General features: G+C 69.9%; 14 protein-coding genes and 2 pseudogenes. 9 read left to right on the top strand and 7 right to left on the bottom strand.

What is annotated here, in order from left to right; all coding sequences use genetic code 11:
- Positions 1-20 precede the first annotated feature (20 nt).
- Both solA and ACIQAK_RS32135 read right to left on the bottom strand, forming a co-directional pair.
- A complete protein-coding gene (gene solA / locus ACIQAK_RS32140; RefSeq protein ID WP_366392538.1) occupies positions 21-1,202 on the bottom strand; it encodes an N-methyl-L-tryptophan oxidase in 1,182 nt (393 codons plus the stop codon).
- Between the two features lie 267 nt (positions 1,203-1,469).
- Positions 1,470-2,084 (bottom strand): TetR/AcrR family transcriptional regulator, encoded by a 615-nt coding sequence (locus ACIQAK_RS32135; RefSeq protein ID WP_366392539.1) that lies wholly within the window; start codon positions 2,082-2,084, stop codon positions 1,470-1,472.
- A 351-nt stretch (positions 2,085-2,435) separates the two neighbouring features.
- On the opposite strand from ACIQAK_RS32135, the gene ACIQAK_RS32130 reads away from it, so the two are divergent.
- The 6 genes from ACIQAK_RS32130 to ACIQAK_RS32105 all read left to right on the top strand — a co-directional run bounded on the left by ACIQAK_RS32130 (position 2,436) and on the right by ACIQAK_RS32105 (position 10,014).
- Complete coding sequence (locus tag ACIQAK_RS32130; RefSeq protein WP_366392540.1) at positions 2,436-4,529, top strand: acetate--CoA ligase family protein; 2,094 nt, start codon at positions 2,436-2,438, stop codon at positions 4,527-4,529.
- A complete protein-coding gene (locus ACIQAK_RS32125; protein ID WP_366392541.1) occupies positions 4,526-5,332 on the top strand; it encodes an SDR family oxidoreductase in 807 nt (268 codons plus the stop codon). Before ACIQAK_RS32130 ends, ACIQAK_RS32125 begins: the two co-directional genes overlap by 4 nt.
- Entirely contained in the window at positions 5,329-6,921 is a 1,593-nt protein-coding gene (locus ACIQAK_RS32120) for a 5-guanidino-2-oxopentanoate decarboxylase (protein ID WP_366392542.1), read from the top strand. Before ACIQAK_RS32125 ends, ACIQAK_RS32120 begins: the two co-directional genes overlap by 4 nt.
- 79 nt (positions 6,922-7,000) lie before the next feature.
- Positions 7,001-8,158, top strand: a complete 1,158-nt coding sequence (locus tag ACIQAK_RS32115; protein WP_366392543.1) for an acyl-CoA dehydrogenase family protein — start codon at positions 7,001-7,003, stop codon at positions 8,156-8,158.
- Positions 8,159-8,299: 141 nt separating this feature from the next.
- The gene (locus tag ACIQAK_RS32110) at positions 8,300-9,385 is read left to right on the top strand and encodes an S-(hydroxymethyl)mycothiol dehydrogenase (RefSeq protein WP_366392544.1); all 1,086 of its coding nucleotides are present in this window, start codon (positions 8,300-8,302) and stop codon (positions 9,383-9,385) included.
- The gene (locus ACIQAK_RS32105; protein WP_366392545.1) at positions 9,382-10,014 is read left to right on the top strand and encodes an MBL fold metallo-hydrolase; all 633 of its coding nucleotides are present in this window, start codon (positions 9,382-9,384) and stop codon (positions 10,012-10,014) included. The genes ACIQAK_RS32110 and ACIQAK_RS32105 overlap by 4 nt, the downstream gene beginning before the upstream one ends.
- 285 nt (positions 10,015-10,299) lie before the next feature.
- Here the strand turns inward: ACIQAK_RS32105 and ACIQAK_RS32100 are convergent, their stop codons facing one another.
- Positions 10,300-10,944, bottom strand: coding sequence for a hypothetical protein (locus tag ACIQAK_RS32100; protein ID WP_366392546.1), 645 nt, complete (start codon positions 10,942-10,944; stop codon positions 10,300-10,302).
- Between the two features lie 476 nt (positions 10,945-11,420).
- Positions 11,421-11,564 carry a DUF397 domain-containing protein gene (locus tag ACIQAK_RS32095; RefSeq protein ID WP_401372615.1) on the bottom strand — a complete coding sequence of 48 codons (144 nt, stop codon included), beginning with the start codon at positions 11,562-11,564 and terminating at the stop codon, positions 11,421-11,423.
- Positions 11,565-11,612: 48 nt separating this feature from the next.
- On the opposite strand from ACIQAK_RS32095, the pseudogene ACIQAK_RS32090 reads away from it, so the two are divergent.
- Positions 11,613-12,943: pseudogene (locus ACIQAK_RS32090) on the top strand (IS630 family transposase).
- Positions 12,944-12,955: 12 nt separating this feature from the next.
- Positions 12,956-13,063 (top strand): annotated as a pseudogene (locus ACIQAK_RS32085) (FCD domain-containing protein); the annotation flags it as partial.
- A gap of 468 nt (positions 13,064-13,531) precedes the next feature.
- Here ACIQAK_RS32085 and ACIQAK_RS32080 read toward each other — a convergent pair.
- The 3 genes from ACIQAK_RS32080 to ACIQAK_RS32070 all read right to left on the bottom strand — a co-directional run bounded on the left by ACIQAK_RS32080 (position 13,532) and on the right by ACIQAK_RS32070 (position 16,846).
- Positions 13,532-14,383 carry a hypothetical protein gene (locus tag ACIQAK_RS32080; RefSeq protein WP_366392547.1) on the bottom strand — a complete coding sequence of 284 codons (852 nt, stop codon included), beginning with the start codon at positions 14,381-14,383 and terminating at the stop codon, positions 13,532-13,534.
- A 54-nt stretch (positions 14,384-14,437) separates the two neighbouring features.
- Positions 14,438-15,190, bottom strand: coding sequence for a transposase family protein (locus ACIQAK_RS32075; protein ID WP_366392548.1), 753 nt, complete (start codon positions 15,188-15,190; stop codon positions 14,438-14,440).
- Positions 15,191-15,766: 576 nt separating this feature from the next.
- Entirely contained in the window at positions 15,767-16,846 is a 1,080-nt protein-coding gene (locus ACIQAK_RS32070) for a lytic polysaccharide monooxygenase (protein ID WP_366392549.1), read from the bottom strand.
- Positions 16,847-17,914: 1,068 nt separating this feature from the next.
- Here ACIQAK_RS32070 and ACIQAK_RS32065 point away from each other — a divergent pair.
- The gene (locus ACIQAK_RS32065; protein ID WP_366392550.1) at positions 17,915-18,106 is read left to right on the top strand and encodes a hypothetical protein; all 192 of its coding nucleotides are present in this window, start codon (positions 17,915-17,917) and stop codon (positions 18,104-18,106) included.
- The last annotated feature ends 251 nt before the right edge of the window (positions 18,107-18,357 follow it).

Here is an 18,357-nt window from a genome sequence, read left to right as displayed (position 1 = left end):
GGAGGGGTGGCGGGCGGCGGTCAGGTCATCCAGTTGACGGGGTGGTCGGGGTCGGTCAGCGCGGGGCGGTCGAGCCGGAACGTGCTGTACGCGTCGGTGTGCGTCAGGGAGGGGTCCTGGACGAGGGCGGCCAGCATCCGGCCGAGGGTCGGCGCGAACTTGAAGGCGTGGGCCGCGCCGAGGCCGACCAGCACCCGCTCCGCACCGGGCACCGGGCCGAGGACGAAGTCGCGGTCGGGCGTGAGGGTGTACAGGCAGCGCTTGGAGCGGATGGCCCGGCCGCTGTGCGGGAAGCGCTCACCCATAAACCGGGAGAGCCGGTCGAGCATGACGGGGTCGGTGGCGCCCGAGCGCCGGTCGGGACGGACCTCGGGGCCTCCGCAGTCCTGTCCGGCCTTCACCGTGGCCTCCCCGTAGGACGGGAAGCCGTAGAAGCAGGGGTCGTCCAGCCAGATCCAGACGGGGAACACCTCCGGCGCGAAGCGGGCGGGTTCCGTCGGTTCGAAGTAGGTGACCTGCTCCTCCAGCGTCGTGATGGGGATGTCCCACCCGAGGGGCCTGAGCAGGGTGTTGGCCCACGCGTCGGTGCACAGGACGACCTGGCCGGCGGAGTAACGGGCGTGCTCGGTGATGACCTCGACCCCGTCGGGGCCGTGCCGCAGACCGGTGACCGGGGTGTTGTCCCGCAGGGTGGCGCCCGCCGCCACGGCCAGTTGCTGCATGGCTTCTGTGGACCGTGCCGCAGGGACGATGGAGGTGCGTTCCTGGTAGAGCGCGGTCGTGCCGTCGGGCACGGCGATCTGGCCCCAGCGGCTTCGCACCTCGTCCGCGTCCAGGAGCTCGTAGGAGATCCCCTCGGCGGAGAGGCTGCGCCAGTAGTCGTCCAGCGGGAGCGGTGAGTTCGCGGGGCAGAGGTCGATTCCGCCCGTCCGCGTGACGAACGGCCGGCCGGACTCCTGTTCCAGGTGGGCCCAGTCGTCGTACGCCTCATTGGTCAGGCGTACGTAGTCGGGGCGGTGGTAGCTGTGCCGGAGGATGCGGGAGGTGTCGTGAGACGCTCCTCGGTCGTGGCCAAGCTCGAACTGCTCCAGTCCCAGCACGCGCTGTCCGGCGGCGGCGAGCCGCCACGCGGTGGCGGAGCCGAGTCCTCCCAGACCGACGACGATGACGTCGAACGTCTCGGTCCCTGCGTTCACGTTCATGTACGGGCCTCTCGACGCGGAGCCAGCCGTCGCGCGTGCCCGGCTGCGGCCAGGGCAGGGGCGACAGATGAGCTCGGGAACCACTCTCGGTGGCCGGATCGGCACCCGGCGGGGCCACGAGAACCGGACCGGCCGAGGGATCGATACTGAACGACGATGCAGTAGCTGATTCCCGCCTGTCAAGCGGTGGGAGCAGCTGTTCTGCGCGCACCGCCGCGACTTCCGGCGGTACGGGCACGTCGGCGGGCCCGCACCCGGGGCGTCGGGTCAGGCGTCTTCGAGGGCGGACGGCGCCACCCCCAGCTCGCGGGCGACGATCTGCCGGGACCACACCGCGGTCTGCTCGGGGTCGCGGGTGTCGCGGTGGACGACGGTCTGGACGGCGACGCCGTCCAGCAGGGCGGTGATCCGCCAGGCGGCCCCGCGCGGATCGTCCACCATGAACTCGCCGGCGCTCACCCCGTCCTGGATGATCGCGCTCAGCGCCTCCTTCCAGCGCAGGTCGAGCTCCCTGCCGACCGTGCGCATGCCGGGGTCGCGCAGCGCGGCGGCCCAGCCCTCGATCCACAGGGTCCAGCCCTTGGCGCCCTTGGTCGGCCCGTACCAGTGCAGGGCGGTCGTCAGGCGTCGCAGCGCGGTCGTGGACCCGGAGGTCAGCCGGGCCAGGCGGTCCAGGTCCCGCTGCACGGCCCAGGTGAAGGCGTCGCCGATCAGCGCCTCCTTGGTCCGGAAGTGATAGATCACCAGGGCGGGGCTGACGTCGAGGTCGCGCGCCACGTCGGCTATGCGCAAGGGCTGGACGCCGTGCTTCTCGATCCGGGCGACGGTGGCGCGAAGAATCTCCCCGCGCCGCAGGCCGGGGTCCTTGCGGTTTCGGGTCACGTCCAGAGAGTAGGTCACGCCGGGCGTCGCGACAGTGGCCTCCCGCCGCTTTCCGAAGCCTCCTCACTGACTGATTCGCCAGTCAGGAAATCGGCTGTCAAGCATTGACAAAGCCCTGTCGGCCGCAACAGGCTACCGAGCAGGCAACTGCACGGCCGGTCAGTAAGACCGGTGATCGGCGGACGCGGGCACCCGTACCGCGACCGCCGGGGATGATCGCCGGGCGTCGGTGACAGCTCCGCGTCGCACCGATCGGCCCCGAGGCCCTCCCGGCCTGGTTCCCCGCCGGACACCGGCGGGGAGCCGGGCCCCACCACCGCCGCCTCTCGGCCCAGAGGAGATGTCAGCACCATGACTGAAAGCCCGCACTCCCCCGGAGCCCGGAACAGCGGCCTCGCCGTCTTCCGCGATCCGGCCTCCGTGGCCGTCGTCGGCGCGTCCGCCAACCCGGCCAAGTGGGGGTACTGGCTGGCCCGCGGCGCGCTCACCGGCCGCGACCGCCGTGCCGTCCACCTGGTCACCCGCAGCGGCGGCGAACTCTTCGGCCGTCCCACCGGCGCCTCGCTGGCCGACCTGCCCGATGTCCCCGAACTCGTCGCCTTCTGCGTACCCGCACGGGAGGTGCCGGGCGTGGTCGGTCAGGCGCTCGACCTGGGGGTGCGCGGACTGCTCGGCATCACCGCCGGGGTGCCGGACGGGCCCGGGCTCGCCGCCCGGGTCGCCGCCGCGGGCGCCCGAATGATCGGCCCCAGCAGCCTCGGGCTGTTCGACGCCGAGTCCGCCCTCCAGATCTCCTGGGGCGACTTCCCTCCCGGCCACCTGGCCGTGGTCTCCCAGAGCGGTCAGGTGGGGAGCGAGATCGCGCTGCTCGCCCAGCGGGCCGGCCTCGGCATATCCCGCTTCGTCTCCGTGGGCAGCCAGCTCGACGTCACCACCGCCGAACTGCTGGAGGACCTCGTCGACCACGACACGACCCGCGCGGTCGGCGTCTACCTCGAGAGCTTCCAGCACGGGCGGCGGATCTTCGACGCGATCGGCGCGCTGCGCGCCGCGGGCAAGCCAGTCATCCTCCTCGCGGTCGGCAGCAGCGAGGCCGGGGCCCGCGCCGCACGCTCCCACACCAGCGCCCTGACTTCACCCATGGAACTCGTCGACGCCGCCTGCCGCGCCGCCGGAGCGCTGCGGGTCGACACCCCGGCGGCCCTGGTCGACGTCGCCGCCTGCCTGCTGGCGAGCGCCCTCCCCGACGGACCCAGGCTCGGGATCGTCAGCGACAGCGGCGGGCAGGGCGCGCTCGCCGCCGACCGCGCGAGCCGCCGCGGCATCCGGGTGCCGGAACTGAGCGCGCCGCTGGCAGCCGACCTCGCCGCCCTCCTGCCCGACGGGGCCTCCACCGCCAACCCGGTCGACCTCGCGGGCGCGGGCGAACGGGACCTGGGCACCTACCGCGAGGCGGCCGTACGCCTGCTGCGGTCCGGGGAGGTCGACAGCGTCGTCCTGTCCGGCTACTTCGGCCGGTACGGACTCGACAGCCCGGCGCTCGCCGAGGCCGAGCAGCGTGTCGCGACCGAACTGGCCGAGGCCGCCCGGAAGAACGGCCGCCCGCTGCTTCTGCACTCCATGGGCGCCGACAGCGAGGCGACCCGCGTGCTGCGGGAGGCCGGGGTCCCGGTGTTCGCCACCATAGACGCCGCCACCGACGCGCTCGCCGGCGCGGTGGCCCTGCGTTCCAGCCCCGGCCGGTCTCTCGCGCCCCCGGGCGGCGAGGCGAAGATCCCGGCCGGGTCGGGATACTGGCCGGCCCGCGGCCTGCTGAGCGACGCGGGCATCACGTTCCTGGGAGCGCGCCAGGTCACCGACGCCGGACAGGTCGCCGCCGCCGCGGAACTCCTGCGCCCGCCCTACGTCCTCAAGGCCAGCTGGCTGGAGCACAAGAGCGAGGCGGGCGGTGTGCGCGTCGGGCTGCCGGACGGGCCGAGCGCGGCTGCGGCCTTCACCGAGATGCACGCGCGGCTGGGCGACGGAGCCTACGTCCTGGAGGAGCAGGACGTACGGCCCGACGTGGTCGAACTGATCGTCGGAGGACGGCGCGACGCCCGCCTGGGGCCGATGGTCACCGTGGGCGCCGGCGGCACCGAGGCCGAGTTGCACCGCGACTCGGTCACCGAATGCGCGCCGGTGGACGTGGAGCAGGCGCACGCGATGGTCCGCTCGCTGCGCTGCGCGCCGCTCCTGGCCGGGTGGCGCGGACGGCCGGCGGTGGATACCGGGTCGCTGGCCCGAGCCGTGGTCGCGGTGTCCCACCTGGTCGCCGGGCTCACCGGCGACGATGCCGAACTGGAGATCAACCCCCTGCGGGCCGGTACGGACGGGGCGATCGCCGTCGACGCGCTGCTCGTCACGCACCGGGACGACCACGCCTCCGACACCAAGGAAGAGTCATGACACACCACGTACAGGCCGACGAATTCAGTGGACGGGTGGCCCTGGTCACCGGCGGCGGATCGGGCATCGGCCGTGCCGTCGCCCGGCGTTGGGCTGCCGGGGGCGGCCGGGTGACGGTCCTCGGCCGGCGCGAGGACGCCCTGCTGGAGACGGTCGAGCTCATCGAGGCCGTCGGCGGACAGGCCGACACGGTGTCGTGCGACGTACGCGACGCCGCCGCCGTGGACGCCGCCGTGGACGAGGTGGCAGCCCGGCACGGGCGGCTCGACGCGCTGGTGAACAACGCCGCGGGCAACTTCGTCCTGCCGGGCGAGGAACTGTCGCCGAACGGCTGGAAGGCCGTCGTCGACATCGTCCTCAACGGCACCTTCCACTGCACCCGGGCCGCCGCCCGGCACATGCTGCCGCAGGGCAGCGGGGTCGTCCTCAACGTCATCGCCAGCTACGCCTGGCACGGGCATCCGGGCACCGTCCACAGCGCCGCGGCCAAGGCCGGCGTCCTCGCCATGACGCGGACCCTCGCGGTGGAATGGGCCGCCCGCGGCGTCCGCCTCAACTGCATCGCCCCGGGCCCCACCGAGACCGAGGGCGCGGCAGCCGCGCTGTGGCCGACCCCGGCCGCCCGCGAACGCGTGCTCGGCAGCGTTCCGGCGGCCCGGTTCACCACCCCGGAGGAGGTGGCCGAGTCCGCCGCGTTCCTGATGAGCGACCGGTCCGCCTACGTCACCGGCGACGTCCTGGTCGTCGACGGCGGCCAGTGGCTCGGCAAGTCCGTGTACACCACAGAACAGCACAGCGCATGACCGTCGACGTCACGGGCGGCGAGGCGCTGGTCGCCGCTCTGGAGATCCACGGCGCCGACACGGTCTTCGGCATCCCCGGAACCCACAACCTGCCGATCTACGCCGCGCTCGCCGGGCACGGCATCCGGCACGTCTCTCCCCGCCACGAGCAGGGCGGTGCGTTCGCCGCGGACGGCTGGGCCCGTGCCGGTGGTCGGCCGGGCGTCTGCCTGACCACCACCGGGCCGGCCGTGCTCAACGCCGCGACGGCGGCGGCCCAAGCGTACTCCGACTCGGTGCCCGTGCTGCTCGTCTCGCCCGGCCTGCCGCTGCGTCACCCCGGCCGCGGCAACGGCTACCTGCACGAGGTCAAGGACCAGCGCGCCGCGCTGGACGCCGTCGTCGCCTACAGCCATCGCGTCACCAGCGTCGAGGAGATCCCGCTGGCCGTCGCCCAGGCGTACGCCGCGATGGCGACCGGACGGCCGCGGCCGGTGCACCTGGAGATCCCGCTCGACCTGCTCGACGGGCGGGGGCCGCTCCACCTCGTCGAGCAGGTCCCGGTGCCGCCCGCCGCCCCGGGCGCGGAGCAGGCCGAGGCCGCCGCACGGGTGCTCGGCGGTGCGCGCCGGCCCGTCATCATCGCGGGCGGCGGTTGCAGCGGAGCCTGCGCCGAACTCCTCGCTGTGGCCGAGCGGCTCGGCGCTCCCGTCGTCACCACCGCGAACGGCAAGGGCGTCTTCGCCGACGGGCACCCTCTCGCCATCGGTGCCGGGGTGCACCACGAGGCGGTGCGCGACCTCGTCCGCGACAGCGACGCGGTGCTCGCCGTCGGCACCGAACTCTCGCCCGCCGACCTGTGGATCGGTCCGCTCGCCCCCGGCGGACCCCTGGTGCGGATCGACGTCGACGCCCAGGCGGTCATCACCAACGCCCGGCCCGACGTCGCGGTCGTCGCCGACGCGGCTCTCGCCCTGCGGGCGATCGGGGATCGAGTCCGGCCCGCGCCGCCCGCGGCGGGTCATGACCGCGCCGCCGCCGCCCGGTCCGCCTTCGCGGCGCAGGCGCGTGCCGAGGGGTCCGCCTACCTCGGTCTCGTATCGGCCCTGGCGCAGGCGCTCGGACGCGACGGTTTCCTCGTCGGGGACTCCGCCATGGCCTGCTACTACGGCGCGCTGTCCAACCTGCCCGCACACCATCCCCGCTCGTTCCTCTACCCGACCGGCCTGGGCACCCTCGGCTACGGTCTGCCGGCCGCGATCGGTGCCAAGCTCGCCCGCCCCGACGCGCCCGTGGTCGCGCTGCACGGAGACGGCGGGATCATGTTCACCATCCAGGAACTCGCTTCGGCGGCCCAGTTGCGCCTCCCCCTGCCCGTCGTCGTCTCGGACAACGGCGGCTACGGGGAGATCCGCGACGAGATGGCCGCCCGCAAGGACCCCGTCCACGCCGTCGATCTGCCGGGTCCGGACTTCCCCGCGATCGCGCGGGCCATGGGCTGCCACGGCGTACGGGTCGACGGATCCGCCCAGTTGGCCGGGCTTCTGGAGAAGGCGCTGGTCGCCGACCGACCCACCCTCATCCACCTGCCCGAGGAAAACGCCCGATGAAACACGGCGGTCCGGCCGGCCCCGCGCCGCCCCGGCCCCGGTCCACGGGCCCCGCCCCCACCCGTCACCGGAGGAAACCATGAACGCCATCGACGAACCGTGGCCCCTCACCGAGGAACAGCGCGACGTCGTGCGGCTGTGCCGCGACTTCGCCCGCAACGAGATCCGCCCGCGAGGCCGCGAGGTCGACGAGGCCGACGTCGTCACTCCCGTCGACATCTGGCGCAAGGCCGCCAAGATCGGGATCACCGACTTCATGCTGCCCGCGGAGATCGGCGGCGGCGGGTTCACCGACGTATTCACCCAGTGCCTCGTCCAGGAGGAGCTGTGCTTCGGGGACCCCGGCATCGGCAACCTCATGTGTTCCAACGGGTTCTTCGCGGACCCCGTCCTGGAGCTGGGCACCGATGAGCAGAAGCGGCGCTGGCTGACACCGCTCACCGGCCCGGACGCGCCGATGACGGCGCTCGCCACCACCGAGCCCGACGCCGGATCCGACGCGGCGTCCATCCGGACCACCGCCCGGCGCGTCGAGGGCGGGTACGTCCTCGACGGCCAGAAGGCGTGGATCTCCAACGCCGGGGCGGCCCGCTTCTACGTCGTCTTCGCCAAGACCGACCCCACCGAGCGGTCCAAGGGCGTCACCGCCCTGCTCGTGGACGCGGACACCGAGGGGCTCAGCGTCGGGGAGCCGATGCGGAAGATGGGCCAGCGGGCGATCGTCTGCCGGGAGCTGTACTTCTCCGGCGCGTTCGTGCCCGAGGCCAACCGGCTCGGCGCCGAGGGCCAGGGCTTCCACGGCCTGATGCGCACCTTCGACATCTCCCGCATCGTGCTGGGCGCGGCTTCGGTGGGTGCGGCGCGGGCCGCGTACGAGTACGCCAGGGATTACGCCCGGACCCGGGTCCAGTTCGGCAAACCCATCATCGAGCACCAGGCCGTCGCGTTCCGGCTGGCCGACATGGCGAACCGGATCGAGGGCGCGCGGATGCTGGTGCTGCGGGCGGCACGGGCGGTGGACGCCGGGGCGGACATCACCGGTCTGGCCGCCATGGCCAAGCTGACCGCCTCGTCGACCGCGATGTTCTGCACCTGGGCGGCCGTGCAGACCCTCGGCGGCTGGGGCTATTCGCGCGAGTACCCGGTGGAGCAATGGATGCGGGACGCGAAGCTCGAGGAGATCGAGGAGGGCACCTCCGACATCATGCGGCTGGTCATCTCGCGCCACCTCCCCTGACGAGCGGGACGCGTTCGGCGGCGGAACGCCGGGCCCCGGACGTGCGACGTGCGCTCCGGGCCCGGGGCCCGCGCCGGACGAAGAGACCTCGACGGCGACACCTGAACCACGAGAGAACGAACGACGAGAAGGGCCGTGCACATGGCACAGGAAGTACGAGGAGTGATCGCCCGGGCGAAGGGCGAACCTGTCCGGCTGGAGACGATCGTGGTGCCCGACCCCGGTCCCGGCGAGGCCGTGGTGAAGATCCGGTCGTGCGGGGTCTGCCACACCGACCTGCATTACCGCGAGGGCGGGATCGGGGACGACTTCCCCTTCCTCCTGGGGCACGAGGCGGCCGGTACGGTCGAGTCCGTGGGCGAGGACGTGACGGAGGTCGCGCCCGGTGACTTCGTGGTACTCAACTGGCGCGCCGTCTGCGGTCGGTGCCGGGCCTGCCGCCGCGGCCGTCCCTGGTACTGCTTCGACACCCACAACGCGAAGCAGCGCATGACCCTGACGGACGGCACCGAGCTGTCCCCAGCCCTGGGCATCGGAGCCTTCGCCGAGAAGACCCTGGTCGCGGCCGGGCAGTGCACGAAGGTCGACCCGGCCGCCTCCCCCGCCGCGGCCGGTCTGCTCGGCTGCGGCGTGATGGCGGGCATCGGGGCGGCCATCAACACCGGCGCCGTCACACGCGGCGACTCCGTGGCCGTGATCGGCTGCGGCGGCGTCGGTACGGCGGCCGTCGCGGGCGCGGCTCTGGCCGGAGCGGGGCGCGTCATCGCCGTGGACATCGACGACCGGAAGCTGGAGGCCGCGCGCCGCCTCGGCGCCACCCACACGGTCAACTCCCGTACGCAGGACGCCGTGGAGGCGATCCGCGCGCTGACCGGGGGCCACGGCGCGGACGTCGTCATCGACGCGGTCGGCCGCCCGGAGACGTACGAGGAGGCGTTCTACGCCCGTGACCTGGCCGGCACCGTGGTCCTCGTCGGGGTGCCGGCGCCCGAGATGCGTGTCGACCTGCCGCTCCTGGACGTGTTCGGACGCGGTGGTGCGCTGAAGTCCTCCTGGTACGGGGACTGCCTGCCGTCGCGGGACTTCCCGATGCTGATCGACCTGTACCGGCAGGGGCGACTGGACCTGGACGCCTTCGTCACCGAGACCATCGGGCTGGACGGCGTCGAGGAGGCCCTCGCCCGGATGCACGAGGGCGACGTGCTCCGTTCGGTGGTCCTGCTGTGACCGGCGCACGCGTCGACCGCCTGGTCACGTCGGGAACCTTCTCCCTGGACGGCGGCACCTGGGAGGTCGACAACAACGTATGGATCGTGGGCGATGACCGCGAGGTCGTCGTCATCGACGCGGCCCACGACGCCGCCGCGATCACCGAAGCCGTGGGCGGGCGGGCGGTGATCGCCATCGTGTGCACCCACGCCCACGACGACCATGTCAACGCCGCGCCCCTGCTGGCCGAGTTGACCGGAGCGCCCGTCCTGCTGCATCCGGACGACCGAGTCCTCTGGCAGCGGACGCATGCGCACCGGCAGCCGGACGGGGAGCTGTCCGACGAGCAGGTCCTGCGTGTCGCCGGTACGGAGCTGACCGTACTGCACACGCCCGGTCACGCGCCCGGCGCCGTGTGCCTGCACGCGCCCGCGCTGGAGACGGTCTTCACCGGGGACACACTCTTCCGGGGCGGCCCCGGGGCTACCGGGCGGTCGTTCTCCGACTTCCCGACGATCGTCGGGTCGATCGGGGACCGGCTGCTCACACTGCCACCGCGGACCGTGGTCCGCCCCGGCCACGGTGGCACCAGCACGATCGGTGACGAGGCCCCGCATCTGGCGGACTGGATCGCCCGCGGCCACTGAGTCCCGCCGGAAAGGGCCTGTGAACGGATACAGGTGACGGCCTCGGCGGACGTCACCTGTACCCGCCGGGCACGCCGCGGAAACGGGGCGCTCCGGTGCTGCGCGGTTCGGCCGCGTCGGTCCTCGGCCGCATCACCGGCACGGCGGAGCGTGGCTCGCACACCGTCATGTTCGTCGAGGTGGACCAGCCCTACACAGCCGGGGCGGTGGGAAACTCGAAAAATTTATCGCAACATAGGCGCCGGAAGCACTCGGCGTCTCGCCAGCATGACGAGGCCCCGGAAATTACACGGCAGCAAGTTGCTCATTTAGAGCTATCAGGTAGGCGTCGATCACGGCATATTGCTCGTCAAGGTTGATCTTCACCGTTTCCAGGTAGCCATGGACCTGCGGCGGTATCGTCTCGCTATAGGGAATTGCAATCAATTCCTGCGCGCGATAAAGGAGAGCTGTGGCGTACTCTTGGACCGGCAGGAGTTCCGTCAGTTGCCGCCTCATGGCCTCGCGGTTTTCTACATGTTCCGGCCTTGAATTATGCGCGAAAGTGCTGTTTGTCAAGTCATGGAGAGCATCTACGTTTGCACCCAGCTCAAAGGCTGCATTTAGCATGCGATAGCCGTCGAGTACGCTTGAAAGCGTGTTTTGACTTTCTTGTATTGCAGGCATGTACTGGTCAATGTGGTGAATCCAGTTCTGCTGCCCCGTCGCGTAACATGCTTCTCGCGTTGCTGCGAGGCTCGCGACAACCTCTTGGGCGTGCCCCTTGGTCCCCGCAAGTCTTTCACAGGCCTGCAGGACGGCGTTCTGGAAGTCCAGCGCTTGTCCCCTACCGGGCATATAGGCGCCCTGCAACCCACTCCATTCACTCGAGATTGCTTGGGCCACCTCGTCTGCCTGCCGCAGGATCGCATTGATTTCGTTCTCGTTCACGGATACCTCAATCAGACGTTCGGGCTCTACGACACAACTCTTTGTGATGACTTGTCACAGTGATCAACGACAGTGCGCCTCCACCATACTTTTTTGGCTCGCCGAGCCATAGACATGAGCGGGCAGCCCTTAGGGCAGGTTTCCCGCCCACTGGCTTACCCCGAGCACCGCAGCGGGATGGCACTGGGCCGTTCGGCCAGAGGATGTCGCGCTTCCCCGCCCGTATACCAGCGATAAACGCGACAAACGCATCGAACCCGGCAGCGGGAACCTTGACCACCGAACCCTCGACGCTCTGGGAGTCACAGGCCGGCGCGATACCGGTCCTACCCGAACGCAGAGCGGCGGTTGGTGCAAATGGCCAAATGGTTCTCCGCCGCTTACGCACCGTCCATCCGGCCACCACGTCCGGCCAGTCCGGCACGGTCAGCGCAACGGAGGCCACGGCAACGCCCAACACGCTACGGCGGGACGGGTCAGACGGCGCCAAACCCTCCGGTCCGCGCACTCGCCACTAGCGCGGAGAACGCTCCGACGGGAACGTCGATGACCGGGCCGTCCACGTTCTTGAAGTCACGGACCGGGACGATGCCCTGCGAGGCGACGAGGTTGGCGGCCACCCCTAGTGTCCTGAGTCGCTAGTTCGCTTGCGGTTGCAGGGTGGGGCTGTGCCTTGTCCGAAGCCGTTGCCGCTGGAGTTGTCCGATCACGAAGGCAGGGTGTTGCGGGGCTGGTTGCGCAAGCAGACCGCCTCTCAGGCACTGGTGTTGCGGTCGCGGATCGTGCTGGCGTGCGCGGAGGGCCTGCCGAACGCGCAGGTCGCGGATGACCTGGGTGTCTCGTGGGAGACGGTGCGCAAGTGGCGGTCCCGGTTCGTCGCGGACCGCCTGGAGGGCCTGGTGGACCGGCCTCGTTCGGGAGCCCCGCGCAGGGTCACGGACGAGCAGGTCGAGGCCCTGGTCGCCAGGACACTCGGCCAGACGCCGCCGACGGGTGATTCGCGCTGGTCGACGCGTTCGATGGCCGGGGCGGCGGGGATGTCGCAGTCGGCGGTCTCGCGGATCTGGCGGACGTTCGGCCTCAAACCGCACATCGTGGAGACCTGGAAGCTGTCGACCGACCCGCAGTTCGTGACCAAGGTCCGTGACGTGGTGGGTATTTACCTGTCGCCGCCGGAGAACGTCCTGGTCCTGGCGGTGGACGAGAAGTCGCAGATACAAGCCCTGGGCCGGACCCAGCCGGTGCTGCCGATGGCGCCGACCACGCCGGCGAAGGGGAAACACGACTACGTCCGGCACGGCACCACCAGCCTGTTCGCCGCCCTGGACATCGCCTCCGGCTCGGTCATCGCCCAGCACTACCGCCGCCACCGCCACCAGGAGTTCCTCCGCAGCCGTCCCCCAGCACCTCAAACTCCACCTTGTCCTGGACAACTACGCCACCCACCCACAAGACCGAGCCGGTCAAGAAATGGCTGCTGCGTCACCCCCGTTTCAACCTGCACTTCACCCCCACCTCCGCGTCGCCCCAGCCGGTCTGGCTGTGGTGGTCGGCCACCGCCGCCACTGCTGGGGATGTGGACCGGTTCTGGCAGGCATTCCTACGCAGATTCGACCTTGAGCACACCTTCAGGATGCTCAAGCAGACGTTGGGGTGGACCGCTCCCAAACTCCGCGAGCCAGCCGCCGCCGACCGCTGGACATGGCTCGTCATCGCAGCCCACACCCAACTCCGCCTTGCCCGGCCCCTCGCAGAAGACCTCCGCAATCCCTGGGAACGGCCCGCCCGCCAAGGGCGCCTCACACCCGCGCGCGTCCGTCGAGGATTTCGCCGCCTCCACAGGAAAACGCCTCAGCCGGCCAGCGCACCGAAACCCACCACCGCGGGCCCCGGCAGGCCAATCGGGACGAAGAACAAGCACCGCGCGCGCGAGCACCCGGTCGGGAAACAGCACAAACCAAACCTCGCGGCAGCCATCGCAGGCAGTAGAGCTGCATAAACGCCAGCTCAGAAGGACTTCGCCGCGCTGGACCAGCGCTTCCATGACACCGTCGTCCAGGCGGCCCACCGGCCCCTACTCGCGGACGCCGTCGAGCGCCTCCACGCGCATCTGCACATCGGCTGTGGCGGCACGACCTGCGCGAGACGCGCGAGACCTGGGTCCGGCTCGTCGACCCCGACGGCCAGGACCTCAGAAGGGAGTTGAACCGTGGCGGGAGAGATCAAGGACACCATCGAGCGTGGCCGACCAAAAGCGTTGACCGAGTGCCGCTGCCGAAGACGCTCGGCGGTCAGCTCGGTTACCTGAGCCCTGACGGTTGCCGGGCATGCGCAACGGCTGACCATGACGACCAGGTGACATGAGCCGCTTCGGCAGCTCCAACTGCCTTGCCGGCCTCTCGGGTGTCGCTCCGGTACCCCCGGGACTCCGGCAATGTCAGCGGCAATCTGAACCCGACCTCGGTGTCCAACGAGTTTTTTAGATCTCCGAGTTGACCAGTATCCGCAGTTGTGATGCGTGCCGCCGCTTCTCCTACTGGCTGGGAACAGAACGAGGTGGCAGGACCGGGCGAGTCGGCGTCCGGCTTCAGCGACGAAAGCGCACCTTCTTCTGGGAAAAATGCGAGACAGCGAACTCGACGAATTCCTGCTTTTGTGGTGGAACGCCCGTAAATTCGAGGATGCCAGCGTCATGCCAGTTCCCTCTCCGGACGGTGATTTCATTACGGACGAGGTCAGGTTGCCACTCTGCGTAGGTCAGGTACTCGTACCGGTGACCGTTTCCGATGAGCAACGCATAACCGCCAAGGACGTACCGCAGCGGTTGTGAAGAATGAGCGCCTTTGACATTGTTTCCGTTGACCTCGCCCATGGCCCACTGATCGCTCTCGCCGGGCAGCCAGTCCGGATCGGAGCCGAGCGTCACGCTTCTGGAGACTCCCGTCAGGGCCGCATTGGTAACTGCGCGATCACCACCGACGATGCCATTGCACCCGAGCCAGTGCAGATCACCCGGGTACACGCCGAGAATTCCGTCACACGAGTGCAACTTGCCCGCCGCGACTTCGCGCGGGTCGGTCGGGCATGTCTCAGGGTTGCCGGTGCACATGCGAAGCTCGTCCGGCAGGCCTCCCGAGCCAGGCAGGACAGGAGTGTGGTACGCCAGCTGAGGGTTGTGTTCGAACAACAGGTAGTACTCGTGTTGTTTCATACCTCTGAGGGTGAAGTTGTAGGAGACCTGGCCGCTGTTGAGGGGCGGCCAAGGGGCGTGAATACCTCCCCATCCATCCAGGTGGCTCGCGTTGTATGCCAGACCTTGGCCGGCATCGGCATAAAACTGGACCGTTGTCCCCTCGGGAATTCCCACGATTTCCATCTCCGGTGGAGTGAAATTCGGATTGGCCAGGAGGCCTGCGTGTCCGATGAAAATGTAACCCATGTCGTCAACCCTTCCCTTCTCGTCGGAAAACGTAGCAGTGACCCTTTTCCAACCTCATGTTGAAGCGTGGTGGAGGACGAGGACTGCCTTCACGATGTCGGTGATCCGGTTGGTGCTGCGGCGGAGCTTCCGCAGGAGGCGCCAACCCTTCAGCACGGCCATGGCCTCGCCGACGCAGCGGATCTTGGCGTGACTGCTGTTGTGCCGTCGCTTCCAGCGCTTGAGCCGGCGGCCCCGGAAGGGGACTCGAATGTGCCGACCGGCGCCTTGGTAGGCCCTGTCCGCCCAGCACTTCAGGCCCACGGCGGCGAGCGCGTCGACGATGCCATGGCTTCGGGCCGCAGTCAGGTCGTGAGTGGCTCCAGGCAGGGCCGGCGACGCCCAGAGCAGTCGGCCGAACGGGTCGGTGAGGACCTGGACGTTCATGCCGTGCCGCTTGTGTTTTCCCGAGTAGTAGGGGGTGTCGGCGGCGATCCGGTCGATCGGCAGCAGAGTGCCGTCCAGGATCACGAACGCTTTCGTCCGGGCCGCCTCCATCGCCGTGGCCAGGGTCGGTGCGCGAGCGGCCAGGACTTCGACGGCCTCGCGGATGTACCGGTAGACGGTCGCGATGCCGATTCCGAAGCCGGCGGCAAGCTGGGCGTAGGTGTCGCCGCACCGCAGGTGGGCCAAGGCGAGCAGGGCCTGACGGCCGACGGGCAGTCGTCGCCACCGCGTACCGATCTCCCGTTGCCGAACTGCGAGCTGCTCGGTCAGGTGCCGCAGGGCACTGCTGGACAGATCGATCGACGACGGGTAGACAAGCACGCGAAGCTCCTGGCGGCACGGGTGATCTTGGTCGAGCACCCGTCTACCAGGAGCTTCGTCGTTCCGTACAGCCCACACCGACCAACACCACAACCCCGCCGTCAGGTTGGAAAGGGCTCACTGTGCCGGCCACGGCCCGGGTGAGGCCATGGGGTCATTCGAGAGCCTAGTGGGAGCGAAGGCGATCCGCGAGCTCGCTCAGACATGGGAGTGGTCGGTGAAGCGGGCGGGGAAATCGCCAAACCCTTCGCGGCGACTTCCGACAGTTCCCCGGTCGCCCTCGCAGTGCTGGAACGGGTAGCCGTCCGTTTCGCTCGCGGACGGGCCAGGCTGTCCTCCTCGAACCGATTCTGCGGCACCAGGAGCATCAGCTCCTGCCCACCGACGTCCGGATCTCCCTCAGGAGCAGACGGTGACCGCTTGCGGTGCGGTGGCCCACGCGCTCGCATCGATCGAGATCCGGGCGAACGGCCTCGACCCGGTGCGCGCGACCCCGGCCGCCCACGGCTTCACAATCGACCGGACTGCGGCGCGACGACGAGTCCTGGTGCGGCCGGGGTGCGCTCGGTGCTGTGGTCAGCCGCTGTTGCGAGCCGTCGGCCTGACAGCCCGACGACGCTGCGAGGCGAACAGCACGGCCGCGCCGGCGGCGAGCACGGCGGCCCCGCCCACCGCGAGATACGTGCTGCTGCTCGACCCTCCGGTCTCAGCGAGCACGTCCTCCCGACCGGCCGCGTTGGGCTGTGGCGCGTTGCCCTGCTCCGTGTCGGCCTCGGGCTTCGCGGCCGGGGCGGCAGGGTCGGTCTTGGAGACGGTGTTCGCGTCGTCGTCGCCGTGCCCCTTGTGCTCGATGGAGGACTTCTCGGCGCCCTCGGTGATCGCATTCTCGGAAGGGGCGGAGGGGGCAGAGTGGACCGGCGCGGGCGCCTCGCCGTCGGCGTCGGGCTTCGGCTTCTCGCCTTCGGGCTTCTCCCCCTGCTCGTCGCCACCGCCCGTGCCGCCCGTGCCCGCCGACCCGCCGCCGAAGACCACGTCCGAGCAGGCGTAGAACGCCTCAGGGGAGTCGGAGGGCGAGCGCTGCCACACCGTGTAGATCAGCTGCTTGCCGGAGCGCTGGGGGATGGCCCCTTCGAAGACGTACGAACCGTTCACCAGCGCCGGATCGGTGACCTTGGCGAAGGGCTTGGCCTCCAGGTCCGACCAGGCCAGCGGCTTCGTCGGGTCGTAGCCGGGCTTGGTGATGTACAGCTCGAAGGAACCCCCGTGCGGAGCGGTCGCGCGGTACTCGAAGGTGTGCTTGCCCGCCGATATCGGGGTGGCGGGCCAGTCGGCGCGCGGCAGGTCGAGCCCCTTGAACTTGTCGTCGGCCGCGCTGCACAGCTTGCCGTCCGGGATCAGGTCACGGTGCTTGCCCGCCGCATTGGAGATGAGCACCCCGTTCCAGTCGTACAACGCCTGCGTACCGCCCGCCGCGACCGCGGCCTTGCACGCCGCAGACTTCGGGTTCTCCGGCCCCTCGGCGAAGCACGCCGACACTCGGCTCACCGGGTCGGTGAGCGAACCGTGCGCGACGGCCGGCGTGGCGACCAGCCCGGTCAGCGCGAACGGTGCGAAGCCGAGGGTGACGATCCCGGCAGCCTTGCGACGAGCGGTCATGGCTGGATCTCCTTCTGAGCGGCCAAGCTTTGGGTGGCAGAGCAGAAAGTTAGCCGCCCGAAAGACGCAAAGAACCTGCTGGGGCAGGGAGATGACGAATCTTATGGTCGCTTTAAGGAGAGGCTAAGCGGGGGTTCAGGAAGTCCTGCGATGCGAAGAGCACGAGCGCCGGGGCGTCGGCGCCGGGATCACCCCCCACGGTGACAGCCTTCGTCCGCACCCGGGGCATGTCGTGGAGGGCGACACAGGCGGTCAAAGGGGACGTAGCCGACCGGGAAGAGCACGAACGGGAAGCTTGCGCTCCACCGGCCCCGCTCCCAGGTGAGCACACCCGCCCTGTTCAGCAGGATCTCCACGCCCACCGCGGCGGAGTTTACCGCGATCAGCACCGGCCGGTTCGGCGGGCCGAAGACGCGACTGTCCTAACGGCGGCAGCAGTTTGGCCCCGGCTGCTCCGGCGCTGGACGGTGCCCTGGGCGGAAGTCACGCTCGTACGCCGACAATCCGCATTCGTTCTCACGGTTTGACCTCGACAGTTCGAGGAAGACTCCGTGGGTGGTGGCCCGGCGGTCCCGGCGCACGCGTAGTCGGCGGAGGCCGCGCAGCCGGCCGGAGGTTCGCTCCACCGCCCACCGGTAGACATCAAGGCCGGTGTTGTGCCGAGTGTTTCGACGCACGGTGGCCGGCACGATGCCCCGGGCGCGGATCCTGTTGTCCGCCCAAAGGGGCAACCACGCGGTTAGGCCGGGGTGCGCACTTGGCTGCCCCGGAGAACCCTGCTTCGGGAGCTCGGGGTGACCAGCATGAAAGGAGGCGCCCGGCTGGCTGAGAGACGTGGCCGGAGTGCCGGAAAGTCCGTATGCCAAAAGGGTCCGATGGCGTTCCTGCGGGCATGACGGCGAAGCGGCGCCGTGCGGCGCCCTGGTCGAGGAGCAGAGAGACTGTGGACGTTCCGGTCCATCTATGGGTGCCGACCACCGTGGGAGCACGTGTGCCTACCCCACTGGAGGTCGTGATGCCGGCAATCGGCACGATCACCAGCCCCATCTCCTACAGGCGGGCGGCCGCATGAGCACGGTCAACAGCATGATGGAGGTGCTCCAGGAGAGTGCGGCGTTCCGCGCTTGGGCACTGGCCGCGATGCTCGTCGTAGGGGTTGTCGCGGTTGTGCTGGTGGAATGGTTCCGGGCTGGGCGCTGCCGTGCGAGCAAAGGAGCGGAGGAAAACGTCGGCTGTCATACCGGCCGGATTCATGGATGACCCCTTCCATGCCGCCATCGGCGTTCAGCCGGCTGTCTGAACTGGCCGACCGTCCGCGTCCGACGAGCGAGTTCGGGCACGCGTCAAACGGGCCTTCGCCCACATGTGCGAGGACCGCATATCACGTTAAAGATTATTTACGGGACGCCGTTTTACAACGAACTGGATAATTCTTGACCCGTCGTCGGCAGACATGCCTGAAGATATCTTTTCGGGCACCCCCGCATGTCCGTTCGGCGTTCCTCACGCGC

It is taken from the genome of Streptomyces sp. NPDC088706 (genome assembly GCF_044752765.1).
In the GTDB taxonomy this organism is placed as follows: domain Bacteria; phylum Actinomycetota; class Actinomycetes; order Streptomycetales; family Streptomycetaceae; genus Streptomyces.
The sequence above is the reverse complement of the archived record's forward strand: the minus strand, read 5'-3'. Positions and strand labels throughout refer to the sequence as shown.

Bases quoted from the DNA above. Each gene is read 5' to 3' on its own strand.
- solA (WP_366392538.1), bottom strand. From the start codon at position 1,202: ATGAACGTGAACGCAGGGACCGAGACGTTCGACGTCATCGTCGTCGGT.
- ACIQAK_RS32115 (WP_366392543.1), top strand. From the start codon at position 7,001: ATGAACGCCATCGACGAACCGTGGCCCCTCACCGAGGAACAGCGCGAC.
- ACIQAK_RS32125 (WP_366392541.1), top strand. From the start codon at position 4,526: ATGACACACCACGTACAGGCCGACGAATTCAGTGGACGGGTGGCCCTG.
- ACIQAK_RS32070 (WP_366392549.1), bottom strand. From the start codon at position 16,846: ATGACCGCTCGTCGCAAGGCTGCCGGGATCGTCACCCTCGGCTTCGCA.
- ACIQAK_RS32110 (WP_366392544.1), top strand. From the start codon at position 8,300: ATGGCACAGGAAGTACGAGGAGTGATCGCCCGGGCGAAGGGCGAACCT.
- ACIQAK_RS32080 (WP_366392547.1), bottom strand. From the start codon at position 14,383: ATGGGTTACATTTTCATCGGACACGCAGGCCTCCTGGCCAATCCGAAT.
- ACIQAK_RS32130 (WP_366392540.1), top strand. From the start codon at position 2,436: ATGACTGAAAGCCCGCACTCCCCCGGAGCCCGGAACAGCGGCCTCGCC.
- ACIQAK_RS32065 (WP_366392550.1), top strand. From the start codon at position 17,915: ATGAGCACGGTCAACAGCATGATGGAGGTGCTCCAGGAGAGTGCGGCG.
- ACIQAK_RS32120 (WP_366392542.1), top strand. From the start codon at position 5,329: ATGACCGTCGACGTCACGGGCGGCGAGGCGCTGGTCGCCGCTCTGGAG.